We start from the raw sequence: 22,646 nt of genomic DNA on the forward strand, positions 1-22,646 counted from the left end.
GCGCTGGCCTGGTGATATCAGGAACTGTGAACCAGTTGGTAACGTACACCTAAATCCAGAAAGAGAAGCAGCTTAATAAGCAAGCAAATGATGGCAACTATCTTGAAAAACACCGAATGGTTCTGATGTAATACAGAGTAGTTTTAATATTTTCATGCCCCAATTGGTACTTTAACCATAAATGAATATCAGTGGCATTTGCCTCTGTGATTTCAATCCCTTTTTTCTCCGCCCATGTATATAATAAATGTGTTGCACCTGTATGGCGCAGAGAGTGAGGATGGACACTTACTCCTATTTTTTCACTTGCTCTTTGAAAGGCTGCTTGGAGTTCCCTTCGAGAAACAGGAGTCCCATTTTTGTTTAGCCAAGTAAAGCGCTGCCCCGATGAACGCTGCTGTTTTTTAGCATGTTTACTTTTGACATAATTTTCTTGATATAATTTAAATCTTTCATCATAAACGCTGTCAATATAGTCATCATGAATCAATTTCATGGTACAGAGATGAACCTGACAACGCTTTACTTTTTGCCCCTTACTTATGTAATAAAGATATTGGAATTCATCACTATTTCGTTCCATCTCAATATAACGTTTCCAATGTGGATTCATTTCTGTAGGGCTCAACGGAAACTGTAAAATACCAGCTATGCGTAGGAATGTTTGCATTATTGTTGCGGCCATTGTTGCGTAAACCACATCGTCTTCATTTAACGCATTGTATAACTTAAACCAGTCATTCATTGATATGATCGAGTCCTTGTAGTCATCTACTTGAACTCTATACCTCCAAGGTACGGCGCTTTCAATCTCAACTGTTTCTAAAGGCGAAAAAGAACTCGTGTGGGAAAGAAAGTAATCATCTTCATCCACCTTTCGATGGTTTAAGATTTTATCTGGAAAAATTAAGTTATGTGAGATGTTTTCAAGAGTCAGAAATTCGAAAAAAAGCCGCCATGAAGAAACATAGTTAACAAGACTTTCCCCTTTCCAGCCTTCTTTTTCATACAGATGTTGAATTAATTGCGCGATGTGTTGATATGTTGCTTCCAAGTAATGGATAGGTTCTGGATTGCCTTCATTATCTTGATTCTCTTCGAGTCGGTTCAGCAGAAAAGCTGCGCGATGTGCAACTTGCTGGATAGTTGTCGGTGTAACACTGTCGAATGAATTAATTTCTTTAAAATTATTCAATCGTGAGTAGTGATAGTATCGACATAATAGAAAGCCAAGTAGGTCTTTTTGGACTTCACCGTTGTCGCTGTAGTATGGGAACGGTACTGGATCTGGTAGGTGGTGATTAAATTCAATACGTCTCATAGCGTCCTCCAATACTCAAGCTATCAATCCTGTGTTGACTAACGATTGCTCGTCTCGTACATCGTATTCAAATGATCATAAAGCCTGTTTAGTAATTACGGTGTTTTTATTTTAATATTTACTTATATGTTAAAATTTTATGATAACCGGATGAGCGTTGTTCATGTTACTCATATCGGATTGCCATTATTTCATCAAAACCTTCAGATATATCTGCTGGCTCGAGTCGATGTTGCATATTTTGAAGTTTATTATCAGGAATGCGTCGGTCTGGTGTTCGCTGGTTGTTCCTCTCTTGTAGCACAGCATAAGGGACTTCAAAATATACCGCACACATTTTTATATCTGCTTGATACTTATATTTATAAACAAGGTTGAACCAACGACTTCGGTCTGATTTAGTAAGGTTCGTTGCATCAATTACTACTGGATGTCGATCTGGATAGTAGTAGGAACCTTTAGTCCAAGTTGTTTTTCCTGAACATGGCATCCCTACGCACATATAAACCCGTGTAGATAATGGTCGTTTTAGTAGTGTTTCAAGTTCATTTTTTGCACTGATCCAAGCAGTTTCCCTCATTCTTTCATCATGAAAAGTGTATTTACCATTTTTATACAGATATTTATCTGGTGAAATTACTTGTGCTGTTGAAAAACGGGCGAACTGACGAGGTTCTTTTCGTAATGGCTCTGTCTGTAAATTTTGATAAGCAATATTAGCTGCTAACTGTTGATGACTTTTGAGTTGTTTGTTTTTGTCTTCCAATAATTGTTTGAGCCCTTGAATTGATCTTAAAGCTTCTAGGTAATCCATTTGAGCTTGATTTCGTTGATCTTCTAAAGCATGCTTTTCTTTAATGAGTAATGTTAGCTCAGAATCAGCTTGGAGTTTTTCAAAGTTACTTCTGAATTCATTGATGTCCTCAGCTATTTGTTTATATCGCTTATTCAGACCACCGTTTTTAAGCTTATTTCCAGCCATATATGATGTGGAGACGGAAGCCTTGTGGCAGACTTTAGTGATTGAACAATCATTGATTTTGCCGTTAGCGATCGCTTGAGCTTTGAGTTGTTCAAAATTACTACGAAGATCTGCCAGTCTTTCGTCATGAGTACGTTTGTCTCGGGGCTTTCGTGTGTCTGTCATTATATCACTCAAAATATCCGGGTTCTCGTTCATCAGCGTACAGTTCTTTTAATATTGAACCGTATGTTGATATGAAATTCTTGGCTTCGTCTCTTATTGCTATAGATTGATGACCAACTCCTTCTAAATAACGAATATAGTAATCAAAGCTTAGAAGCAGATCTTGGCTCCAGGTATCGCCAAACAGTGCATCACCACAAGCTTTTCCCACGCAGTTGGCTGGACATGGTGGTGTTCCAAGTGCATCAGTAATGAGCTTACTAAGTCTTAGACTTTGGCGTGTTTTGTGATTACCCGCAATAGTACAAGGAGCGTCACTGTTGTTGCTAGTATTTCGCACACAGACCACCGCCATCGGGGTTTTAAGTGCATATATCTGTTGGTCTTTTATTCTGGTATGTAATAACTCCTTGATACGTTCCTTAAGCTGAACTCGCATATCCATTTCCGTAATCTGGTGATGGTGTATTGAAGTGGCAGTAGCTGAACCGGAGGAAGTAATTGGTTTTTGGTTAGATTGGGAAGTATCGTCCGTGTCTTCAGAATTATCTTTTGCGATTTGTAATCGAATAACTTCTGCACCAGCTAACAGGCGATCTCCTGCTTTCCCCGTTACTTTCCCTCGGACGATTGCATCAGATAATTCTTCTGACATTTTGTTGATGCCTTCAGCAATGTGTCTGTTACGTTCCTTAATAATTACCGGATTGTGGGCTAGGTAAGCATCAGGCATTAGCGCATTAGAGTGACCAAAAAGCTTTTTTAGTAGTAAAATAGCGGCAGCACTGTGAGTACCAATCCATCCAGCTAATGTTGCTCGTACACAGTGACAACTGGCTTCATCATTGCTATCTGAAAGCGTGATTAACTTAATTTTGTAGTGAGAAGCGAAATTTCGTAGGATATGGTTAAAAGTTCCGCAGTCATCTATTTTATAACCGTCAGTTGCATCTATAAGATTGTTATTTGACATGGAAGAAGTACAAGTGAATAGATAGCGACTTTTTTTCGATGGAGCAAGTCGTTTACACTGTTCAAGAAGCATTACTGCTTTATGCGTTTGAGGTGGAACTGGTAGAATATAGCGACTTAGATGTGTTTTCTTGATGTCAGTAATTAGGTAATGCAACAGGTCATGACGTTTGGAATTTTGACAACAACCTTTTTCCAAATGTCTCATATCCACGTTACGAAGGCCTGTTGTCAATAAAATTATCCAAGCTGCGGCTCCTTGAATGAGTGTCTCTAATTCTCTAAACCAACTGGCTTTAAGGGCTCCTTGATTATCTAATTTAAGAGGAATAATCTTTGAAAGTTGTTCGCCAAACTTTGTTCTAATATGTTTCCTTGTTTTCTTGGTTAAAGTGTGTTTTTTTTGAGTAGTGTCTTTCTGAGTTATTTCGATTTCATTGAACACATAGGTTAGAAGCTGATAATACTCATCAATAAATGGAGTAGCATTTTGAACTAACTGGCTTACAACCGCTAGATCCAAGGGAGGGTATGATTTTACGGATGTATTCAAGCCGTGTGTTTGTCTTAGCTTTTTTACCCATGCCTGCACGCTAATATTCTGCGTATTCCATGGCAATATTAGCCCAGAAGTTAAAAAATAGGCATTGCTGTATACCTCTGAATAAATGTGTTTTATCCGATTTAAAAACTCGAATGGACCAGGACTAAGTGCATTTTCTTTTGCAAGATAATTTTGAGCTGTGAGCAAAATATCATTACTGGTTAATTGTAGTAGAGTATTAAATGGTTGGTTACGTTTGCTGGTTAATATATTTTTCGAACGAAAAAGGTCACGAAAAGTCGTAACAAATCCTGCTACTGATTTTTTTACCGTTGAAATTGCTAAGTTTGCAAAGCTCAATTGGTGATAACAAACCAGCTTACAAACAAGCATTAGTGGCAAGTCTGTTTCGTCGGGAAACCAGTCATTCCACCGAAAGTTGTACAGTGATCCGCCATGAGGTACCCAATTATCGTCATGGAAAGTTGATGTGGCTGATATTTTGCTCATATCGATATTTTCGTATTCTTTCTCAAGAGAATTTAATACTGACCATTGTTGGTAACCATATGCTGTTAGAGATTCGTTATTAGGTTGATTTATTTCAATGATTTGCATGAACTTACACCACTTTGCAGAATAGGAGGTAATAATGGGATATTGTCTTTTAGTGCTAGGTTTGCTGTGGCATAGGCATGTTCAACCAACTCTTTCCCTTTCGGGTGACGAATTTTGAATTGATTAACTGTATCTAAGGCAGTATGAAGCCTATCATCTAGTGTTGCTTTAAAAATATCAGGATCAGATTTACGTTGCTGTTCGTATTGAAATATACGGTAGCAAATCGCAGGCAAATGTTCTGCGTAGACCTCACTGCGTATACATCCAAGGCATAAGTCATAAGTCTTACAATGATCTGCAACGGGTAGATTGTGTGAAGGTTTACTGGGGTCTGAACAGTCGCACAAAAACACTTGAGTGGCGCCAGGCTCGCGCTCGTTATCAAGCTTTATCTGTCCCTGAAAAGTCATCATTTTTTCTAGCATGTCAGTAGTAAGTGCAACAATTGCACTATCCATCGTAAGATTACTTAGTCCACTTTTCATTATGTAACTGAAAAATGTTGTATCAAATTGTTCGTGGTTGAGAGCCGTTTTCAATCGGCTAACTAGCTCGTCAGCATTTTTGACATCTTTCAGCAGTTTGAGTAGTTCGTGTCCTACAAACGTTTTTCTAAAGCGCATCGTATGTAGAGACGAAATCCTTTCCCCATTTTCGTTAAATATTTGATAGTGTGAGCAAAAGGATTTGCATAATAGATGTATAGTCGAATATCCGATGGTGAAAAGATACTTACGCTTAGGAGGTCGAGTTTTATCGAGAAATTTGAGATAACTGTAAAGGGGACTAGTTACATCTAGGGGGATGTTGATAGGTTTAACAGCTTGTTTTTTTGCTTGCCCTTTTATTTTTTTGCCAACGAGTACAATTGATTGATTTTGAGGTGCGCTGTCTTCAGTGATTCCCATTTGGACATCAAAATTTTTATACCAAGGTTTCCCATTAACGACCCACTTCAAGCTCATTGCCGCTTCGAGATTGACTCCCGTCGTTATCATCAAATAAATTAGAATGGCAAACTCATGATGATGTGATTGCAATATTAACCATTTGTAATCGGGTTCGTTTCCTTTAGATTTATACGATGTTGGCCAACATTGTGACAACAAAAAGGACATATATTTTTTATAAGGATCTAGGTGCTTCCAGGTTTTAGTCTTACTCACCGAATTTAATTTTTTTTGGAAAAGGCTTGCGTGAGAATAGCCACCTATCGGTATTTCATTGTCTTTTTGTCTCAACAATAATGTGAGATTTGCCATCAAGGCTCTGTGTCCATCTTCTTTGGAATTAAACAAACGGGTCAAAGTAGGGTTACGACTCGTGATCTCATTGAGTGGTAGATAGTCCTTCCCGAGCATATCTGAACTCACATTTTCAAGTAGCTCGAATTGTTCTCTTGAGCGTTCGATTTCATAGAACACGTAGGAAAGAATTTGTATTAACTCGACGTCACTGTAGTCAGCTGGTCTAACTAGTTCGTCAAAGTTGATGTCTCTTAATGGAGTCGGTTTGACAATTTCATCTTTTCTTATTCGTATAGACTTAAGATTAATAAAAGGAATACCTTCAAAAAGCATTTTCATATGGCTCAGATAATTAGCTGCTTTTTTGGAAGGAAAGGTATCGCACCATCGACTGAAGTGATTAATATTTAACTCGGTGAAGGATGCAGGAGGGGATGGTTGAGAGGAGAGGTATATAAAGAAATACTTTATTACTGATTGAAATTTTGCAATCGACCCTTTGGCCAGATCAGATACTAAGATTTTCTTAGTTAGTAGTTGCGCAAATTTTTTAGCAATATCTTCACCTACAAGTTCTTTTCCTGATCCCACAATCCAAAATTTGCCTTGAGCCCCTCCTCTAGTGTACTGCCCTGCATAAAAAAAACTCTTTTGTGAATGTTTGTCGCTATTCACTTCATCTTTAGATTTTGGGTGTTCAAAAAACAGACGGTAACTATTTGTTGGCGAATCTACGTAATGTTTGTAAGGAGACAAGTTATACCGATCAACTACAGGAAGAGATATCACCTTATTGGATGACTTTGCAATGTTGGTTATCTTCTTATTAGCCTTCTTTTTTGCCATGGTTTGTCTACCCAATCCAATTTAGTGATGCAATATGTAAATTCCATATAGAGTATTGTAGTAGACATTAGAAAAAAGTGATGTGATCAGGATTTTTTCGTATATTGGCCAATGTCATGTGCAAGGCAAAGTGAATCAATCAAACTGTCACTGGGCAGCAGATCACGAAACTCTGGTTGTTTCTTTTTCAATTGCGCGACAATTCCGGTGCCTAGTTGAGCGGCTTCTAATGAATGCGTTAAACGAGTGCGGTGGAAGTCATCGAAACTTTTGCCGTGAACCTGAGTTTTCGCTTGTAGGCGGCGAAAGGCAGCAGAATGAAGAATACGGGCACGATCGCGTTGATATGGGCTGCGGTGGTCATCACGACGAATCTTATGTTCATCATCATGACGTTGATGCCATAAATCGCTGATTTGAAACGTCATAGGCAATACCCCTCTGTTTTTCCTAACCGTACACCGATGCAGAGAGGACTTCAAGTGGCAGAAAACTATGAAAATTTTGCCACTTGATCCATAGGCTAGTCCTTCATACTTAAAATCAAAACAGCAGCCACGGCGAGAAAAGCCGTCATCATCAGAAATACATCGTTGTAGGCCATAATAGCGGCGTCGCGTTGCATGGTCGCAATCAGACTTGCTTGTGCGCTTATTACCTGAGTACAAGATGCCTGAAGTACAGGTGAGTCTTGTCTATGCAGATAGGCAACTGATGCCGAAACGTAAGAAAGTGTTGATTGAATATTTGCTTAACGCGTTCCAGCATCGTAATTAAGTGGCAACAAGCTGTATTAGCTGATCTCGTCTAAAGAGAGCTCGAAGCTTGGTGCGAAGGTATTTAGGAAATATTCCATCTCTGGGGTAAAGCGTTGCTTTAAGGTGACATCTAAGCGTTTTTTCGCCAGCGCATACTCATGATTGCCTGCACTCAGTTCTTCGAGACATTTCAGATAGGCGCAAATGGTATCGGCTTGCTTAACTATCATGGCATCATCGGAATGCGCTTGTTGGGAGATTAAATATGGGGTGAAATCATCGTGAAATTCTTCGGGCAGCATAGATAACAGTTTCTTTTCTGCGGCAGCCTCAATCTTTTTGTATTCTTTGGCTATCTCTGGATTGTAGTACTTAACGGGTGTTGGTAAATCCTGATTAGTTCGCTTAAGCATCTGATGGGCTAAGTTAGTGAATGGGTGAAGAATGTCGGTTAAATAATGAGTTAGAACCATATTCGATAAACTAAACCTCGACATAAAGCTACCTATGCAACATTTGTATTCTCGCATACAAATGTTGCACCTATTTCTATATTTTAATGTGGTATGCAACATTTGTCGTTTTCTGATGTTAAATAGAATACATAGAGTAACATCACAGTCATAATACTCGTTGTTGTCATAATACTCGTTGTTGTTACTAGTTTTTGGACAAAAGTTACTTAGGTATAAAACTCTAATTAGCTCTCCTGATATTACTTTTTTGGATGAAAAATGGTATTTATCTCAGTTGCTATTAAGCATGCTTCGAATAGATATTCAAAAAGTAACAATTTAAAGAAGCCTCCAATATCGGAGGCTTCTACATTTTAACAACTAGCGAGAGTGGCAAAGATGATATCAGGTATCGTCACTCAGGGGTTATGCTTTCTGCTTTAAGTTGTTCAATCTCAGACTCGGTTTGCCACTTGCCGTTGTAAAGGTATTCACGCTCAGGGAGAGGGGTGTTTGCCGCCCTTAAATCAAATACCTCATCGGTTTTATATTCTCGACTACAAACAGGAATACTAAACAGTCTTGATTCTGGCTTCGCTTCAAACAGCTTTTTATGGTCCTCGACCTCTGTACAATTCAGTTTGTAGACCGTTGACAGTTGCGCGACCATGGATTCTAAATCTGCTTCAGTTTTAAAGAAAACGTAACAATCGAATCGATCTTGTGAGCGAAAGACAATCTCTTGAGCAGTATCTTGGTATTCGCACCTGTCATACTTAAAATAGAATTGGAGTACTTTTCTTTTCTTATTGTAGTCAGCAAATAGCCAATCTTCACGCTCTCCGACTCTCACTTCTGTTGGTATATCAGGCTGGCGTTTTAACATACCAAATGAGAGTAAAATAAGGGCGCCAGCGCCCGCTAACGCCATTGGGCCAACCACCGCTACCATCACCACACACACCACCGCGCCTATCCAGCCAATGGCTTGCGTCGCAGTATTCACCCATTTAGGCATATTGCGACGCTTTTTCATCACAAAGCCTTTGTCAGAAAAAATGTAGCTGTAACTATAATCTCGACCATACATGAAGTAGCTTAGCGAGTAGATAAACAATGTGACAAACACCGATATAACATCGTTAACCCACCCTCCTGCCCAAAAACCTATGAAATAGAAAAATACAATTGCCGGCACCATTGGCACGATCGAATAGAACAAATAAAGGTATCGACTTGGCTCTTCAATATCGTACTTATGCCAAGTAGTTAAATTGTCCCCTGTAAGAATCTCTTGCTCTTGCGCTTCTTGATAAACCGCCAACTCTTCTGGGGTGATGTAAAATGGTGAATATGCCAAGGGTTACTCCTGGAAACCTAATATGCCAACAACGGCGGTCAGCGATTTTTCAATGCTATTTTGTTTCCTATTGTCTGTGATTACGCCATAAGTTGCACTCTGCTTTACACCATTTTGGAACCAATACTCACGCTTAGCTGGAGCATCATCTTCCACATCATACGCCACTTGCATAGCAAAGTGTTGGTCTGTTTCTTCAATGGGCAATGTTACCTTATACACCACCGATTCAGCGCTGGCTTTGTTCTGATTTTGTAGCGTGACTAAGTCAGCATTCTTATGCCAAGAGCCTGAAGTCAATTCCTCTTCAGTGGCTTTGGTATTGGTACTCACTGTAATCCCACTGGTTGCAGCACGACGTGGCAGTTGAATATGCACTTCCAAGCCAATTAACTCACGATGCGTATAGCCTGGATAGGCTTGTACTTTTTCAATAGGCTGATGGTATACCGTAGGCTGCTGAATGATGCATTCTAAGTCAAATAGCGCTTGACGTACTAATGCTGAATTATGCTTCTCTCTTTCAGGCAAGCTTGCAGATTGGCTCCACTGAGCGCGAGACGGATGATAGCCCCACGGCAGTTTATCTAACCATTTTTGGTAGTCATCTTGCTTTAATTTACTCAAAACATGATTCCCAGCTAAAGTAATAATCGCCGCTACAACTAAAGCCGCCACAACTGGGGCACCGAATACTATGTTGGTCGAAAGCAACCCTGTTGAGGCACCGAATTGAAGTCCACCTATAACACTTACTGCACCTAACGTCGCTGTATTCAATCGTTGAAACACCAATTCTCTGCCATACATCTCATCTTGTCTCTGCCAAGAACGGTAAGCCTCAATACCTGAAGCCAGCGCACCTAATGCCCCTGTTATTGCGAGCCATTTATTGAACACCTTTAAGTCATCAAGGATCAAGTTTTTAAAACCTTTAGCATTTCGATCGACTAACTTTTTTAGAGTTTGCAGTGAGTGCTTTCTTAGTTTCTCATTCCCTTTAACATTATCCCATAATTTCCCCGTCCGAATACCCGTCCACGCACTGGCGGTATAAAACAGCTTTTGTTGTATGTCTAAGAATTCATCTGAAGTCATCAAGCCAGTATCGGCAATACTGCTCATGGCATCGGTCAAAGCAATGCTGTTAAACAGCAGGGCTAAAAAGCCCAGTCCGCCTGCGTTCTCGAACAGTTTATGTAAATCATCAGCTGCCTCACTGATTATCCTTGTTCTAAATTCAACCGTTGCTTGTGGTAAATCGTCTGGGAGTATGATGCGCTGTGGATATTCTAACGTTGCCACCGCTAATGACTTTTTGAGTCGGCGCTGGTTCTTTAATGCGTTTTTATACTTAGCCGTCGCCTTACGTTGGTTTTGATTCACCTCAGCAATAATGCGGTTGTTTTTCTTCAGCTCTGCAAGGTTATCTTCAAGGCGCGTTTTCCAATCTTTGAATTCTTGGGCATAGTTGTCGTTAATACTCACCGGCATCGTTTGTGCCATACGCTCAGCTACAGTCGCTCGCCATTGAAAGCTATTTCTAGTCAGTGGCTTAGCCAGCGTTGGCATCAATAGGATAGAAGCTTGAGAGGTTAAACTCACACCCACCTCTAGCGTTCCCTTCAATGCCGCGCTGATGGAGGCTTTGAATAGGATGTCGAGCTCTCTAAAACCTTTTGCCAAGTCTTTCAAAATGTCGGTTTCAGAGGTGTTCGGGTTTGTGACAAAGTCCATGACCTTCGCATACATCCCCGTTTTATTGCTCACCGAAGAGACATGGTCTAACCATTGTTCTTCATCGTCTGGCGATGTTGATAGGGGGTCGGGAAGTGATTTGTTCAACTCATTGTACACACTTCGACTAAAACCAGAGGTATAGAGCGGTAATAAGCTGGTTGGTCTTTCCCATTGGTTTTCTGCCCAAACGCGGTCCTCTTCTTCAATCACAAGGCTAAACGCTTCCACCGCCGCGAGGTGAAGCTGATAGAGGCTATATTGCGTCTCCTCGCTGTAAAGGTCGAAGACACGTTCGAGATGATGAGGGGTGAGAGTTTCTAATACCGAAATAAAATCACGCTTTACGCAAGTTACCTGAGCAAGCATGGTCTCTTTTTGCTCTGATAGCGCCTGCATTTCACTCAACATTTGTTTCCAGTTGAGCTGCTTGCGCCAGCGGTCGCTGGCAATCCACTGCTCGTAGTAGCCAAAACGACTGGCGGATATACCGTATTTCTCTTGAATAGACTGAGCAATTGCAGACTGTGTATTTTGGCTGGATTCAATCGCACCCGCAGAAAATTGGGCAGGATAACCTGATTGAATCGCCCCTTTGTTTTTCTCTGCTAAATCAAGCTGTGTCAATGAATCGTAATATTCTGCCATATCAGCATAAAACGACAGCTCTTTACCGCTGCGCTTAACACGTGCGGGCATGTTTATTTCGTCACTTGCCCCAAACATGGATAGCTGCATGGCGGTTTGCATCAAGTTCCACTGGTTTGAATACTGGTCGATGAAAAGACGGTAAGGACTGGCGGCTCCCACAAACAGCAGCGACATGTCTTGTATGTCAGCGGCGTAGTCTTTTATTGCGACGAAGTAACCCGATTCGTCCTCTGGAATCGCAGACGTTAAATCACTTTCAGCGGCAACAGGTTTAAAGACAGAGCCGTCTTCATCGGCGTTGGTGGCGATGCCAGAATCAGCAAAGCGGCCATCATCGATAGCAGAGGCTTCGATGTCGGCCACTTCAGAGAGCTGGGCGATAGGCGCAATATGAGATTGCCGCGAGTTCGCTGTTAATACCACGGTTTGCATGCGGTCAAGATGACTGCTGGGGTTGTTAAGGACGCGCATGAACATGTTCCATGTCCAGCGGTGTTCAGAGTAACAAATCGACAGCACGCTTTTGTCAGTATAAGTCAGAAACGGACTTGGGGACTCTGGTGTTCCTCTCGTCTCGGAGTCTGGACTTTCTGCTGCTCCAAGTTTGTAAAGCGTAAATTGTGTCCCCTTCACCTCGTATTCATCAAGGACCTTCCTAACGGAGTCATAAACATAAAGCCAACCATCACGCACTTGGCGAAGTGTATAGCCAATGGTGTTGAGCTTTGCAGGCCCTTTACCTTGCCATTCAGTGGGTAAACCAAATGGTGAAGTGTCTTCATTGTCAAGTTGGTCGATAGCGTAACGCACGGGGATGAAATGTGCAGGCCCAGCTTCTGTTGGCTCGTTTCTCTGCGTCATATCAATCGTTCTTGGCTCTGGTTTTGATGGAGGGTCTATTTTCTTGGTTTCTCCTTCCCAAAACATACTACTCTCAGGTGGTGAGCCTGCAATATCATTTGAGGGCGCGGTTGAAGCTTCAGTCAATGAAGACAAGGTCCCATCCTTTTCATACGCCGCAACGGCTTCTTCGTAGGTGTAAGGGTGGTCATTCCATAACATGGATGTTTTGGGAGGGAGAGGATTGCTCATAAGTTCACAACGTCGATAAGGTGGAATACTAGCGACTGTAAAGCAAGTTTTAGACCAACGAGCAGGCCTTATAAATGGCCCTCAAGAGTGTTCAAGAAACAAAAAATTGTAAGATATCCCAATAAGTTGTACGAAACTGCTAATTTTTGGTTCTTTGGGAATAGGCCATCGCTACGACATTGCTACTGTGGTGATAGGAACATCAATCCTATGAGTTGCAGATTTTGAGACGGTTTCATGATAAATTAGCCCTAATGACAAAGTCCATCAATAACTCAAAATAATATGAATGCCCCACTAACCCCAATCAACAAAAAACAGTTTAAAAAGCTTATCCGACAAGAGCTGGAACCCACATGGTTTGATACAAAATCAGCCGACCCTGATATGTCTTGGGTTACCCCTATAGTGATAGAAGTATTGTTTACTGAGTTGATGATTCATACGCGCGGTAATCAATCAAAGGCTGCAAGGATTCTGGGTATCAACAGAGGTAACTTCAGTAAAAAATTAAACCAAATCACAAATAGTGAATCTGGATGGATTCAGGGCCGGTAGGTATCTATCCAGCCTATTGATGCCCTGTCGTTGGTGACTTTCTCATTCTCGCTTCAAATGCAATCTCTATTAGAAGTTACCCCATATACCCGAGTGTTAGTGACACGCTAGGTTCGTGAATAGTGCAGCTCAATACTGAGCAATTAACTCGGAGTGGCCCATCCGTGTAATCTAAAAGTCCGCTTTTAGCGCATAATAACCAACATCATCACATGAGCTGTATTTAAGGAAATTGCGAGTTGACTTGATACGCTAATCTGTTCACCGAAAACAATAATGGGGCACTTTCCATTTAGAAACCGCAGCGCACTGATAAGCTAGCTGCCACTATAGTATGATACTTGAGTACTCAATATGATTCTTTATTGTCAGGTATGAGGCTTTATTACTACTCCCACAGTAGGGCTAATCTACCAATTCGTTTCACAATCCCTACCACCACGAATATAAGTAAATTAACTTTAGTCAGAGTGGTATCGGTTCAAACTAGCCCATTTTCTCTGGCGGCTAATAATTTCCCCAACCCTTGGATGCGAAAAATTGTATGTACTGCATTTTAGACTTTGAGGAGCGTTATAGTATTTGTCGGGGTCAATGCACGAAAGGGCTTGAATCTCTGCTTTACTCGTCACTTTCTTCGAGTGATTTTACAAAGTTAAGCACTTGATTTCTTTTATCTTCAGATAATCTCGAGATTGCCGTCGCTAACTCAGCAGACGCCTCATCCTCACAAAAAAAGTAATTTAACGGCACGCCAAGAGCATCAGCCATTTTTCTTAATGTGCTGATATCCGGCGTATGTCGCCCTTTTTCGTAATGGTTCATTCGGCCACTTGCAGAGCTTTCATCCATACCGATCATTATCCCCAAGTTTTTCTGGGTAATTTTGGCATGTTTGCGAGCTTGTTTAAGCCGCATAGGTATCGGGTTGTCTTCCACAGACGATTCATTTCTCTTAAATCCTTCGATAACTTAGATTGTCTAAGTTTTACTTATTTTTGTATACTTAGCAATCCTAAGTTTTTGGTGTTTTGGAGTTGTATGTGAAACGTTCTCAAAAGATAAACGTGTATATTTATAAGTTATTGATAGAAAAAAAGATGGATGGGTTTTCCGTTATCGAGGCCCGAGATGCCGCTCGCTTGTTCTCCGAAAGCCCTAAAGATATCAATGAGCTTCGAAAGATTGTTTATCGACAATTATTAAAGTGTATTGAAAGCGGATGGTTGCGCTGTGAAGGTTCTGGTAGAGAAAAACGATACTTCAAAACGGACGAGTTTAACTCACTCTCTTTTGAGCCTCGGAAACCTAAATCACGTGTAAGAAAGAGTCGCGCAAGAGTATCTGTTACAAATCAAGATAGTAACTATTACTCTGAATTAACGGTTGAGCGCAACAGATTAAAGGGAGAACTGGAAGTTACTTTGGGTGAGATAGATAAGTACAAAGCATTAAAAGAACAATATCCCGAGCAATTTCAGCTTCTTGAGCGTCTGAACGTTGCTGCTAACGAAAAAGCAGCTTTATTTATGGGCAATATTAATGCAATTACGAATATGTTGAATTCGTTGTCACATGAGAGAGCATAGTATGTTAAGGAAATGGCAAGCAGAATGTGTTGCTCTGGCATTGAAAAAGTACGAATCCGGTTCTAACCATTTCTTCTGTCAGGCAACACCTGGAGCCGGTAAAAGCATCATGTCAGCTACACTGGCTAAGACACTACTCGATAAAGGCATGATCGATCTCATTCTTTGCTTTTCACCTTCAGTCGCTGTAGCTGATGGCATGAGGGCTACGTTCTCGATAACCATAAATTGTCCATTTAACGGCAGTCTAGGCTCAATTGGTCAGTCGCTTACTTATCAGTCAATTCAGTATTTAGGCGACGACTTTTGGCGGACCATTGAAAAATATCGGCTGCTTGTCGTATTTGATGAAATACATCACTGTTCTGGTGATGAGCCAGACAGAGCCAACATTTGGGGACAACAGATATTAGCGCGTATACAAGGTGTTGCCACCTATACTTTGGCTCTTTCAGGAACTCCTTGGCGCTCAGATAAATTTCCGATTGTTTTAGCTGAATATAGTGATCCCGAAGGCAAGCTTTTTTGTGATTACCAGTATGGATTAGCTGAAGCTATAGCTGACAAAGTTTGCCGTAAGCCGAAATTAGTTTTGGTTGATAATGAACATTTAACGATTTCAGAAGGTTCGGAGAAAAAATCATTTGCTTCTATTCTTGAACTCCTTAAGCAATCAAAGACGTCTTATCAGGATGTTATTCATAATACTCAAGCAATGGAGTATATCCTCGGCTTGGGATGTCAGAAACTTAGTGAAATCCGGAAAGAGTCTTTTAATGCCGGTGGTCTCGTTGTTTCGTCATCGGTGAAGCATGCAAAACAAGTACAAAAAATATTGACCGAAAAATTTGGCCAGTCAGCAACATTAGTAACCTACCATCATGATGATCCACAATCTGAAATTAAGGCCTATCAAACAGGAACGACCCAATGGATTGTGAGTGTCGGCATGATAAGCGAAGGTACTGATATTCCCCGATTACAAGTGTGTTGTCATATCAGCGCTGTAAAAACAGAACTTTACTTTAGACAAGTACTTGGTCGGATATTACGAGTCAACGAAAGTCCAAATCAACAAGCCTGGCTTTATACGTTTGCCGAGCAGAATTTAATTGAATACGCGGAACGTATAGAGCATGACATTCCAGAAACATGTCTCTTTGCCAAAATCGTTAAAGATGAGTATGTCACACATCTACAAGCAACAAATCAAAGCGGTGAAATTGAATCTGAACCAACAAAAACTAGCAAGAGTTACAGCCAGTTAGAGTGGGGAACTCACTCCAAACAGTCCAATTCAGGCCGGGGCTTTGATGACATTTATGATGAAATCTGGTTAGGACAATTTCGTGAGCGTGTAGTCTCAGCATTTTTATAATCAGAGACGATGTTTCATCAAGCAATAGACTTTTAAGGAGTTGATATGTTCTATATCGGTGTTAGCTATTATTACGCGACGGGTGAAGGTGTCACAATTTATGTTGCTAGCGGTAGCGAAGAATTCATTCGGGAGTCGATTCCTGAGTATTTTCATCGGGGGCTCACTATTTTGACCCCTTCAGGGTGGCTAAAAGCTGCTGCTGGAGATTGTGAGGATGAATATCACCAATCGGATGCGGAAGAGCTTAAAACCTATTTACCGGTATTATGGAAGCAAATTGAGCAAAGAGCATTAGAAAGAGGATGTCATCTGGACTTTTTCATGAAGCACCACTTTAACTATGCCTAATGTAACCCAGGGAATTTCAGTGAAGATGTTATATTTCGACATGCTTAGTTTGTTCTATTCGAATGAATATTTTCACCATAATGCAAGTGTACATGCCAAGTATAAAGATTGGTTCAATGCTCGAACAAAGACACTTTTAGAAATGGTGGAACCGGATTTTCAAGCTATCGACAAGTTAAGAAGTGCAACGTCAGAAGCGGGGCTACTACTTTACCCGTTGGGGACTTTTTACAATCGTTCATACCTTATTGAACATGGTGTGTTTACTGGCGATGAATTAGCCCCTGAGACAGAATTGCCCTTCAGAACGCATATGGACGACAACAATTCAGTCCGTAAGATGTTAGCTCATGCTCACAGTCTGAACGCCCAATGGTACGTCTGTGGTGATGTCGGCTCTGAGGAGCTATTGCAACATTATCCGGATCGCTACTTACGTTCAGAGTCTGGAAAGGGCGTTACTAATGAACTGATTTCTAAAATACGCGCCTTAAAATCAGCGGATTATTAATTAACTTACTGGGGTAATGCCGGTGCTTCTGAAAAAGAGACGAACTGTAGACGAGATAGCGGCTTCAATCAGAAGCAGAAACCACATTGATGATTTCCCTTCTGCTGAAAGACTGAAACTTTATGAACAGTGGAAGTTAGGAATGGCCTCAAGAATACTTGATGGCATATTTTTGTATCAAGAAAAGCGAACAAAGATTGAACTATACGAACTTGAGCAAGCGATTTCTTATGGATACAAGAGGCAATTGATATTGTTTTCGCTAAAGGTAGCAGCTATTTTCGCTGCAACCGCTGCTGTATATGTAATTCAACTTGTGTGATAAATAGAGTATGTTTTGCCATTTTTCTATTAGTTCAAGCTAACATACTTAAACGTTTGATATTCACGATACCGAACTCCATTTTCTGCCTTGCAGATGAGTTAGCACTGTGAACCTAGATTTAGGTGGTTGAAACCTTGAGTTGCAACCGCCTCTTCAATCCACAAAACTACATCATAGCCTGTGCTGTGTTCATCATCATCAAGATCATGATCAAGGCTGATTTCAGTTACCGTCCCTTACTTGAGTAATGTAATGGCTTCTTCAGGCCAGTAAACTCTGAGCCATCCATCCGGAGTTGGTCGTTCGTCATCTAGGTAAACTTTCATGACTTGCCTTTTTGTATTGTGAAAATATCAGTACAGCCTGTTTTTCGAACTGATACAGATAATATCAAAATCATCCTATCAAAATGATTGTACCTATCAGTTGCATGCCTTAATATATCCACCAAGTTGCAATTATCAAGGTATGGAATGGGATCTCAGAGAAATAAAGCTTTAGAGGATTTAAGCTACGCGCAAAAAGAGCGCTTGGCTTTTATAGACTTTTGCTTGCAGTACTTTGGTGATATTGCAAGAACAGACCTGATCCAGCACTTTAAAACAGGACTGGCGTCTTGTTCGCGTGACTTTACTCTCTATCGTGAGTTAATGCCGGATAATCTGGTCCTCAAGCATGAAGATAAGCGTTACTACCGCACAGAACAATTTCAGCCACTTTTTGAGCATAATAGCAGTGCCATACTACAACGTTTAGTGGAAGGTTTTGGTGACGGTATCTCTATGCCTGTTAAGCCCTCTGATGTTTGCATTCAGTCTTTCAGTCAACTCAATCCGAACAGTGATATTGTCGCCGGACTAATGCGCGGTATTGTCCATCAGCAACCGATTCAAGTGACTTATTGGTCTTTAAGTTCAGGTGAGACACAACGCATTATCGTACCGCATACTCTGGTTAATAATGGACAACGTTGGCATGTCAGAGCGTTTGACCGCAAACATAATCAGTTTCGGGACTTTGTCTGCACTCGGTTTACTCAGGTTGATAATTTAGAAGAACAAGTTTCACAAAGTGAACTGAGAGAAAGTGATGATAGTTGGAATCAGTCGGTTGAACTTGAGTTAGTTCCCCATCCATCGCAATCATCCCATCAGGCTATTGCCCTGGATTTCTCTATGGAATCCTCACCGGATTGGCATCGTAGCATTAAGTTAAGACTTCCCCTTGCTGGTTATTATCTGCGTTACTGGAATGTGGATTGTACGGAAGATCACAGCCTGATAGGGCGAGAACATTTATTGTGGCTGCGTAATGCCAGCCAGTTAAAAGATATTGCAGAGCTCGATATTGCCCCAAAGGCATAACGAACTCACAACAAGAAAAATTTCGAGCCATACGCTCAACAGAATTAGGATAAACAGATGGACCACAGCGTACATAATAAACTTGTCTCATTTATCTGGAATATCGCCGACGATTGTCTGCGTGACGTTTATGTTCGGGGTAAGTACCGTGATGTCATTTTGCCTATGGTGGTGTTAAGACGTTTAGATACTCTGCTTGAGCCTAGTAAAGAAGCTGTACTAGAAGAAGTTCGTTTTCAAAAAGAAGAGATGAATGCAGTGGAGTTGGACGGCGACCCATTACGTGATGCGTCAGGCTTTGTGTTTTACAACACGTCGAAATGGACACTGAGAAGCTTGTATAACTCAGCAACGAACAACCAGCAAATCCTGTTGGCGAACTTCGAAGAATACTTACTTGGTTTTAGCGATAACGTTAAAGAGATTATCGAGTGCTTTAATCTGAAAGCGCAGATCCGCCATATGGCCTCCAAGCAAGTACTACTGGATGTAGTTGAAAAGTTTGTTTCTCCGAACATTAACTTAACTCCCAATGAAGCGACTGATCCTGACGGTTACAAGTTACCGGCGTTAAGTAACTTAGGCATGGGGTATGTGTTCGAAGAGCTTATCCGTAAATTTAACGAAGAAAACAACGAAGAAGCCGGTGAGCACTTTACGCCACGTGAAGTGATTGAGCTAATGACTCACTTGGTATTCGACCCAATCAAAGACAAGCTTCCTGGAGTGATGACGGTTTATGACCCGGCTTGTGGTAGCGGCGGTATGTTGACTGAGTCGCAGAAGTTTATTGAAGAGAAGTACCCAAGCCTTGGGGCTAATCGTGATATCTACCTATATGGTAAAGAAATCAACGATGAGACTTATGCCATTTGTAAGTCGGATATGATGATCAAAAACAACAACCCGGAACACATTAAAGTGGGCTCAACGCTTTCAACGGATGAGTTCTCGGGGATGAAGTTTGATTTTATGCTGTCTAACCCTCCTTATGGTAAGAGCTGGGCGTCTGAACAGAAGTACATCAAAGATGGTAAGGATGTGATTGACCCTCGCTTCAAAGTCAAATTGAAAGACTTTTGGGGCAATGAAGAAGAACAAGATGCAACGCCACGTTCTAGCGATGGGCAATTGCTGTTTTTGATGGAGATGGTCAATAAGATGAAAGATCCATCGTCAACAGAAACTCAGATCGGTTCTCGTATTGCTTCTGTTCATAATGGTTCAAGCTTGTTTACCGGAGATGCGGGTAGCGGTGAAAGTAATATCCGTCGTTATATCATCGAAAACGACATGCTATACGCGATTGTACAATTACCAAACAACCTGTTCTACAACACGGGTATTACTACTTATATCTGGTTATTGAGCAATAACAAACCTGATAGCCGTAAAGGCAAAGTGCAGCTAATTGATGCCAGCTTACTTTATCGAAAATTACGTAAAAATCTGGGTAACAAAAACTGTGAATTTTCACCGAAACAGATCGATGAAATCACTCAAACTTATCTGAAGTGTGCTGCGGTTGAACGTCAGTTAGATGAGAATAACGATCCTATCGGTATTGCCAGTCAGGTATTTGATAACGATGATTTTGGTTATTACAAAGTCACGATCGAACGCCCCGATCGTCGTAAAGCAAGATTTACTCAGAAAACGGTTGAAACATTGCGTTTTGACAAGCAACTGTCTGAGGTAATGGTGCATCTGTATTCTGAATATGGTGACAAAGTGTATGCCACTAAAGGTTATGGCGATGACCAGAAGCAGAGTTTCTTAAAATCGAAGAAAAAAGCGATAGCTGTTTGGTGTGAAGATAACGACATTAACCTTAATAAAAAAGCACAGACCAAACTACTGGATGTTAAATACTGGCTATCGCTTAAAGCGTTGGTTGAAACGGCAGAACAGTTGATGGACGCGATTGGTAGTGATGAGTTCGATGATTACAACGTGTTCAAATTACAAGTTGATCAAGAGCTTAAAGCGAGCAAAGTTAAGCTATCAGCGTCAGAGAAGAATGCCATTTTAAATGCTGTGAGCTGGTATGACGAAAATGCCGCTAAAGTGGTCAAGAAAGTTGTAAAACTGAATGATGACAAACTGCAAGATTTACTTGATCGTTATGAATGTGAAGAAACAGATTTACCTGACTTTGGTTATTACCCAACCGGTAAAAAGCACGAATTTACCACCTACGAAAGCAGCTCAGATCTGCGTGATAGCGAATCTATTCCTCTTAAACAAAGTATCTACCAATACTTCATTGATGAAGTGAAACCGCATGTTAACGAAGCATGGATCAATTTAGATACAGTGAAGATAGGTTACGAAATTAGCTTTAATAAATACTTTTATCGTCATAAGGCACTGCGTGAGCTTAGCGAAGTGGCAAACGATATTATTAGCTTAGAACAACGAGCTGAAGGCCTGATTGCGCAAATCTTAGGCGTAAAAATTGCGGAAGTTCAGGGAGAAGCTTAATGAAAAGTTTAACATTAATGCCGAAATACGAGTCCTATAAAGATTCTGGAATTGATTGGATAGGCCTTGTGCCGTCATCATGGGAACTAGAAAAAGGAAAGTGGCTTTTTCAAAAAGAAGAACGTTCTATCAATAGTAACGATGAAATTGTTACTTGTTTTCGAGATGGAACAGTAACCTTGAGAAAAAACCGTCGAACAGAAGGTTTTACGAATGCTCTTAAAGAACATGGATATCAGGGTATTAGGAAAGGTGATTTGGTAATCCATGCTATGGATGCATTTGCTGGAGCTATTGGTGTATCAGATTCTAGTGGTAAATCGACCCCAGTCTATGCTGCTTGTACTCCAAGAAAAAAGGGACAGGTTAACCCCTACTTTTATGCCTATTATATGCGAGATCTAGCCTTATCTGGTTTTATTGAATCCTTAGCTAAAGGAATTCGTGAACGTTCTACAGACTTCCGATTTAATGATTTTGCGCAGTTAAATTTGCCTCTGCCTAGTTACAAAGAGCAGACTCTAATAGTCGCATTTCTCGATACAAAAACAGCTCAAATTGATGAAGCCATTGCCATAAAAGAAAAGCAAATTAGTCTGTTAAAAGAGCGCAAGCAAATCATTATTCAGCAGGCGGTAACCCAAGGGTTAGACCAGAATGTGTCAATGAAAAGTTCGGGAGTAGATTGGATTGGTAAAATTCCAACACATTGGGACATAAAAAGAATTAAACATGTAACTTCAAAAATTGGTAGTGGCGTAACTCCTTCTGGCGGTGGTGCTACATATCTTGATGAAGGTATTCCATTGTTGAGGAGTCAAAATGTACACTTTGATCGCATAGATATTGATGATGTAGCAAGGATTTCTCAAAAAATTCACGATGGAATGGCCAATAGTAAAGTCAAAAAAGGCGATGTTTTATTAAATATTACCGGAGGTTCAATTGGTCGATGTTTTTACGTTGATACAAACGAAGAAATGAATGTCAATCAACACGTCTGTATTGTTCGTCCGGCCAAGAACATAGAAACAATATTTTTGAATGCTGTTTTAGCGTCTGAAGTTGGTCAGGGCCAAATCTGGTTTTTCCAACAAGGCGGTGGCAGAGAAGGACTTAATTTTCAATCGCTTAAAAACTTTTGGTTAGCATTGCCACCTAAGCAAGAACAGCGAGAAATTGTTGGTTTTATAAATAAAACGTCGGTTGAAATGAACAACATTGTTGATTCACTACAAAAGCAAATATCGAAAATTAAAGAATATCGTTCGTCGTTGATAAATAGTGCTGTCACTGGAAAAATAAAAATAACGCCTGAAATGGTAGAAGGCTAAA

The 22,646-nt window shown here is 40.7% G+C and carries 17 protein-coding genes and 3 pseudogenes; 10 read left to right on the plus strand and 10 right to left on the minus strand.

Going from position 1 to position 22,646, the window contains the following annotated elements; genetic code table 11:
- Positions 1-97: 97 nt before the first annotated feature.
- From QTN94_RS00815 to QTN94_RS00835, 5 genes and pseudogenes are all read right to left on the minus strand, one after another.
- On the minus strand, positions 98-1,321 hold the full coding sequence (locus tag QTN94_RS00815) for a site-specific integrase (protein ID WP_331426561.1): 1,224 nt from the start codon (positions 1,319-1,321) through the stop codon (positions 98-100).
- 166 nt (positions 1,322-1,487) lie between these two features.
- Entirely contained in the window at positions 1,488-2,501 is a 1,014-nt protein-coding gene (locus QTN94_RS00820) for an AAA family ATPase (RefSeq protein WP_101904083.1), read from the minus strand.
- Positions 2,473-4,602, minus strand: a complete 2,130-nt coding sequence (locus tag QTN94_RS00825; RefSeq protein WP_331426562.1) for a hypothetical protein — start codon at positions 4,600-4,602, stop codon at positions 2,473-2,475. Before QTN94_RS00825 ends, QTN94_RS00820 begins: the two co-directional genes overlap by 29 nt.
- On the minus strand, positions 4,584-6,698 hold the full coding sequence (locus QTN94_RS00830) for a hypothetical protein (protein WP_101904081.1): 2,115 nt from the start codon (positions 6,696-6,698) through the stop codon (positions 4,584-4,586). Before QTN94_RS00830 ends, QTN94_RS00825 begins: the two co-directional genes overlap by 19 nt.
- A gap of 107 nt (positions 6,699-6,805) precedes the next feature.
- Positions 6,806-7,126, minus strand: a pseudogene (locus tag QTN94_RS00835) (anti-phage deoxyguanosine triphosphatase); the annotation flags it as partial.
- Between the two features lie 214 nt (positions 7,127-7,340).
- Between QTN94_RS00835 and QTN94_RS00840 the strand changes: the two are divergent.
- Positions 7,341-7,475 (plus strand): annotated as a pseudogene (locus QTN94_RS00840) (LysR family transcriptional regulator); the annotation flags it as partial.
- A 16-nt stretch (positions 7,476-7,491) separates the two neighbouring features.
- Here QTN94_RS00840 and yfbR read toward each other — a convergent pair.
- The 3 genes from yfbR to QTN94_RS00855 form a co-directional block, all read right to left on the minus strand.
- Positions 7,492-7,869, minus strand: a complete 378-nt coding sequence (yfbR, locus tag QTN94_RS00845) for a 5'-deoxynucleotidase (RefSeq protein WP_443088774.1) — start codon at positions 7,867-7,869, stop codon at positions 7,492-7,494.
- Between the two features lie 457 nt (positions 7,870-8,326).
- Entirely contained in the window at positions 8,327-9,271 is a 945-nt protein-coding gene (locus QTN94_RS00850; protein WP_331426564.1) for a hypothetical protein, read from the minus strand.
- A gap of 3 nt (positions 9,272-9,274) precedes the next feature.
- Positions 9,275-12,751, minus strand: coding sequence for a T6SS effector BTH_I2691 family protein (locus QTN94_RS00855; protein ID WP_331426565.1), 3,477 nt, complete (start codon positions 12,749-12,751; stop codon positions 9,275-9,277).
- A gap of 285 nt (positions 12,752-13,036) precedes the next feature.
- On the opposite strand from QTN94_RS00855, the gene QTN94_RS00860 reads away from it, so the two are divergent.
- Positions 13,037-13,309, plus strand: coding sequence for a helix-turn-helix domain-containing protein (locus tag QTN94_RS00860; RefSeq protein WP_331426566.1), 273 nt, complete (start codon positions 13,037-13,039; stop codon positions 13,307-13,309).
- Positions 13,310-13,930: 621 nt separating this feature from the next.
- Here QTN94_RS00860 and QTN94_RS00865 read toward each other — a convergent pair.
- Positions 13,931-14,227, minus strand: coding sequence for a helix-turn-helix domain-containing protein (locus QTN94_RS00865; RefSeq protein WP_050923122.1), 297 nt, complete (start codon positions 14,225-14,227; stop codon positions 13,931-13,933).
- Positions 14,228-14,352: 125 nt separating this feature from the next.
- Between QTN94_RS00865 and QTN94_RS00870 the strand changes: the two genes are divergently transcribed.
- The 5 genes from QTN94_RS00870 (at position 14,353) to QTN94_RS00890 (ending at position 17,460) form a co-directional block, all read left to right on the plus strand.
- The gene (locus QTN94_RS00870) at positions 14,353-14,898 is read left to right on the plus strand and encodes a hypothetical protein (protein WP_331426567.1); all 546 of its coding nucleotides are present in this window, start codon (positions 14,353-14,355) and stop codon (positions 14,896-14,898) included.
- 1 nt (position 14,899) lies between these two features.
- Positions 14,900-16,276: a DEAD/DEAH box helicase gene (locus QTN94_RS00875; RefSeq protein ID WP_331426568.1), complete on the plus strand. Its 1,377-nt coding sequence runs from the start codon at positions 14,900-14,902 to the stop codon at positions 16,274-16,276.
- A 45-nt stretch (positions 16,277-16,321) separates the two neighbouring features.
- Positions 16,322-16,627 (plus strand): hypothetical protein, encoded by a 306-nt coding sequence (locus tag QTN94_RS00880; protein ID WP_158105387.1) that lies wholly within the window; start codon positions 16,322-16,324, stop codon positions 16,625-16,627.
- Between the two features lie 142 nt (positions 16,628-16,769).
- On the plus strand, positions 16,770-17,138 hold the full coding sequence (locus tag QTN94_RS00885) for a hypothetical protein (protein WP_331426569.1): 369 nt from the start codon (positions 16,770-16,772) through the stop codon (positions 17,136-17,138).
- Between the two features lie 16 nt (positions 17,139-17,154).
- Entirely contained in the window at positions 17,155-17,460 is a 306-nt protein-coding gene (locus QTN94_RS00890; RefSeq protein ID WP_050923106.1) for a hypothetical protein, read from the plus strand.
- A gap of 101 nt (positions 17,461-17,561) precedes the next feature.
- On the opposite strand, the pseudogene QTN94_RS00895 reads toward QTN94_RS00890, so the two are convergent.
- A pseudogene (locus tag QTN94_RS00895) lies at positions 17,562-17,789 on the minus strand (cyclic-phosphate processing receiver domain-containing protein).
- 147 nt (positions 17,790-17,936) lie between these two features.
- Between QTN94_RS00895 and QTN94_RS00900 the strand changes: the two are divergent.
- From QTN94_RS00900 to QTN94_RS00910, 3 genes are read left to right on the plus strand one after another with little or no spacing between them, the layout of a single operon-like run.
- The gene (locus QTN94_RS00900) at positions 17,937-18,827 is read left to right on the plus strand and encodes a WYL domain-containing protein (protein ID WP_233262899.1); all 891 of its coding nucleotides are present in this window, start codon (positions 17,937-17,939) and stop codon (positions 18,825-18,827) included.
- Between the two features lie 57 nt (positions 18,828-18,884).
- Positions 18,885-21,311: a type I restriction-modification system subunit M gene (locus QTN94_RS00905; RefSeq protein ID WP_331426570.1), complete on the plus strand. Its 2,427-nt coding sequence runs from the start codon at positions 18,885-18,887 to the stop codon at positions 21,309-21,311.
- Positions 21,311-22,645 carry a restriction endonuclease subunit S gene (locus tag QTN94_RS00910; RefSeq protein WP_158105384.1) on the plus strand — a complete coding sequence of 445 codons (1,335 nt, stop codon included), beginning with the start codon at positions 21,311-21,313 and terminating at the stop codon, positions 22,643-22,645. The genes QTN94_RS00905 and QTN94_RS00910 overlap by 1 nt, the downstream gene beginning before the upstream one ends.
- Position 22,646: the final 1 nt, after the last annotated feature.

Source organism: Vibrio sp. M250220, assembly GCF_036533795.1.
In the GTDB taxonomy this organism is placed as follows: domain Bacteria; phylum Pseudomonadota; class Gammaproteobacteria; order Enterobacterales; family Vibrionaceae; genus Vibrio.

Coding starts and splice junctions, on each gene's coding strand:
- QTN94_RS00910 (WP_158105384.1), top strand. CDS start 21,311: ATGAAAAGTTTAACATTAATGCCGAAATACGAGTCCTATAAAGATTCT.
- QTN94_RS00855 (WP_331426565.1), bottom strand. CDS start 12,751: ATGAGCAATCCTCTCCCTCCCAAAACATCCATGTTATGGAATGACCAC.
- QTN94_RS00825 (WP_331426562.1), bottom strand. CDS start 4,602: ATGCAAATCATTGAAATAAATCAACCTAATAACGAATCTCTAACAGCA.
- QTN94_RS00865 (WP_050923122.1), bottom strand. CDS start 14,227: ATGCGGCTTAAACAAGCTCGCAAACATGCCAAAATTACCCAGAAAAAC.
- QTN94_RS00900 (WP_233262899.1), top strand. CDS start 17,937: ATGGGATCTCAGAGAAATAAAGCTTTAGAGGATTTAAGCTACGCGCAA.
- QTN94_RS00820 (WP_101904083.1), bottom strand. CDS start 2,501: ATGAACGAGAACCCGGATATTTTGAGTGATATAATGACAGACACACGA.
- QTN94_RS00815 (WP_331426561.1), bottom strand. CDS start 1,321: ATGAGACGTATTGAATTTAATCACCACCTACCAGATCCAGTACCGTTC.
- QTN94_RS00890 (WP_050923106.1), top strand. CDS start 17,155: ATGCCGGTGCTTCTGAAAAAGAGACGAACTGTAGACGAGATAGCGGCT.
- QTN94_RS00905 (WP_331426570.1), top strand. CDS start 18,885: ATGGACCACAGCGTACATAATAAACTTGTCTCATTTATCTGGAATATC.
- QTN94_RS00885 (WP_331426569.1), top strand. CDS start 16,770: ATGGTGGAACCGGATTTTCAAGCTATCGACAAGTTAAGAAGTGCAACG.
- yfbR (WP_443088774.1), bottom strand. CDS start 7,869: ATGCTTAAGCGAACTAATCAGGATTTACCAACACCCGTTAAGTACTAC.
- QTN94_RS00830 (WP_101904081.1), bottom strand. CDS start 6,698: ATGGCAAAAAAGAAGGCTAATAAGAAGATAACCAACATTGCAAAGTCA.
- QTN94_RS00880 (WP_158105387.1), top strand. CDS start 16,322: ATGTTCTATATCGGTGTTAGCTATTATTACGCGACGGGTGAAGGTGTC.
- QTN94_RS00875 (WP_331426568.1), top strand. CDS start 14,900: ATGTTAAGGAAATGGCAAGCAGAATGTGTTGCTCTGGCATTGAAAAAG.
- QTN94_RS00860 (WP_331426566.1), top strand. CDS start 13,037: ATGAATGCCCCACTAACCCCAATCAACAAAAAACAGTTTAAAAAGCTT.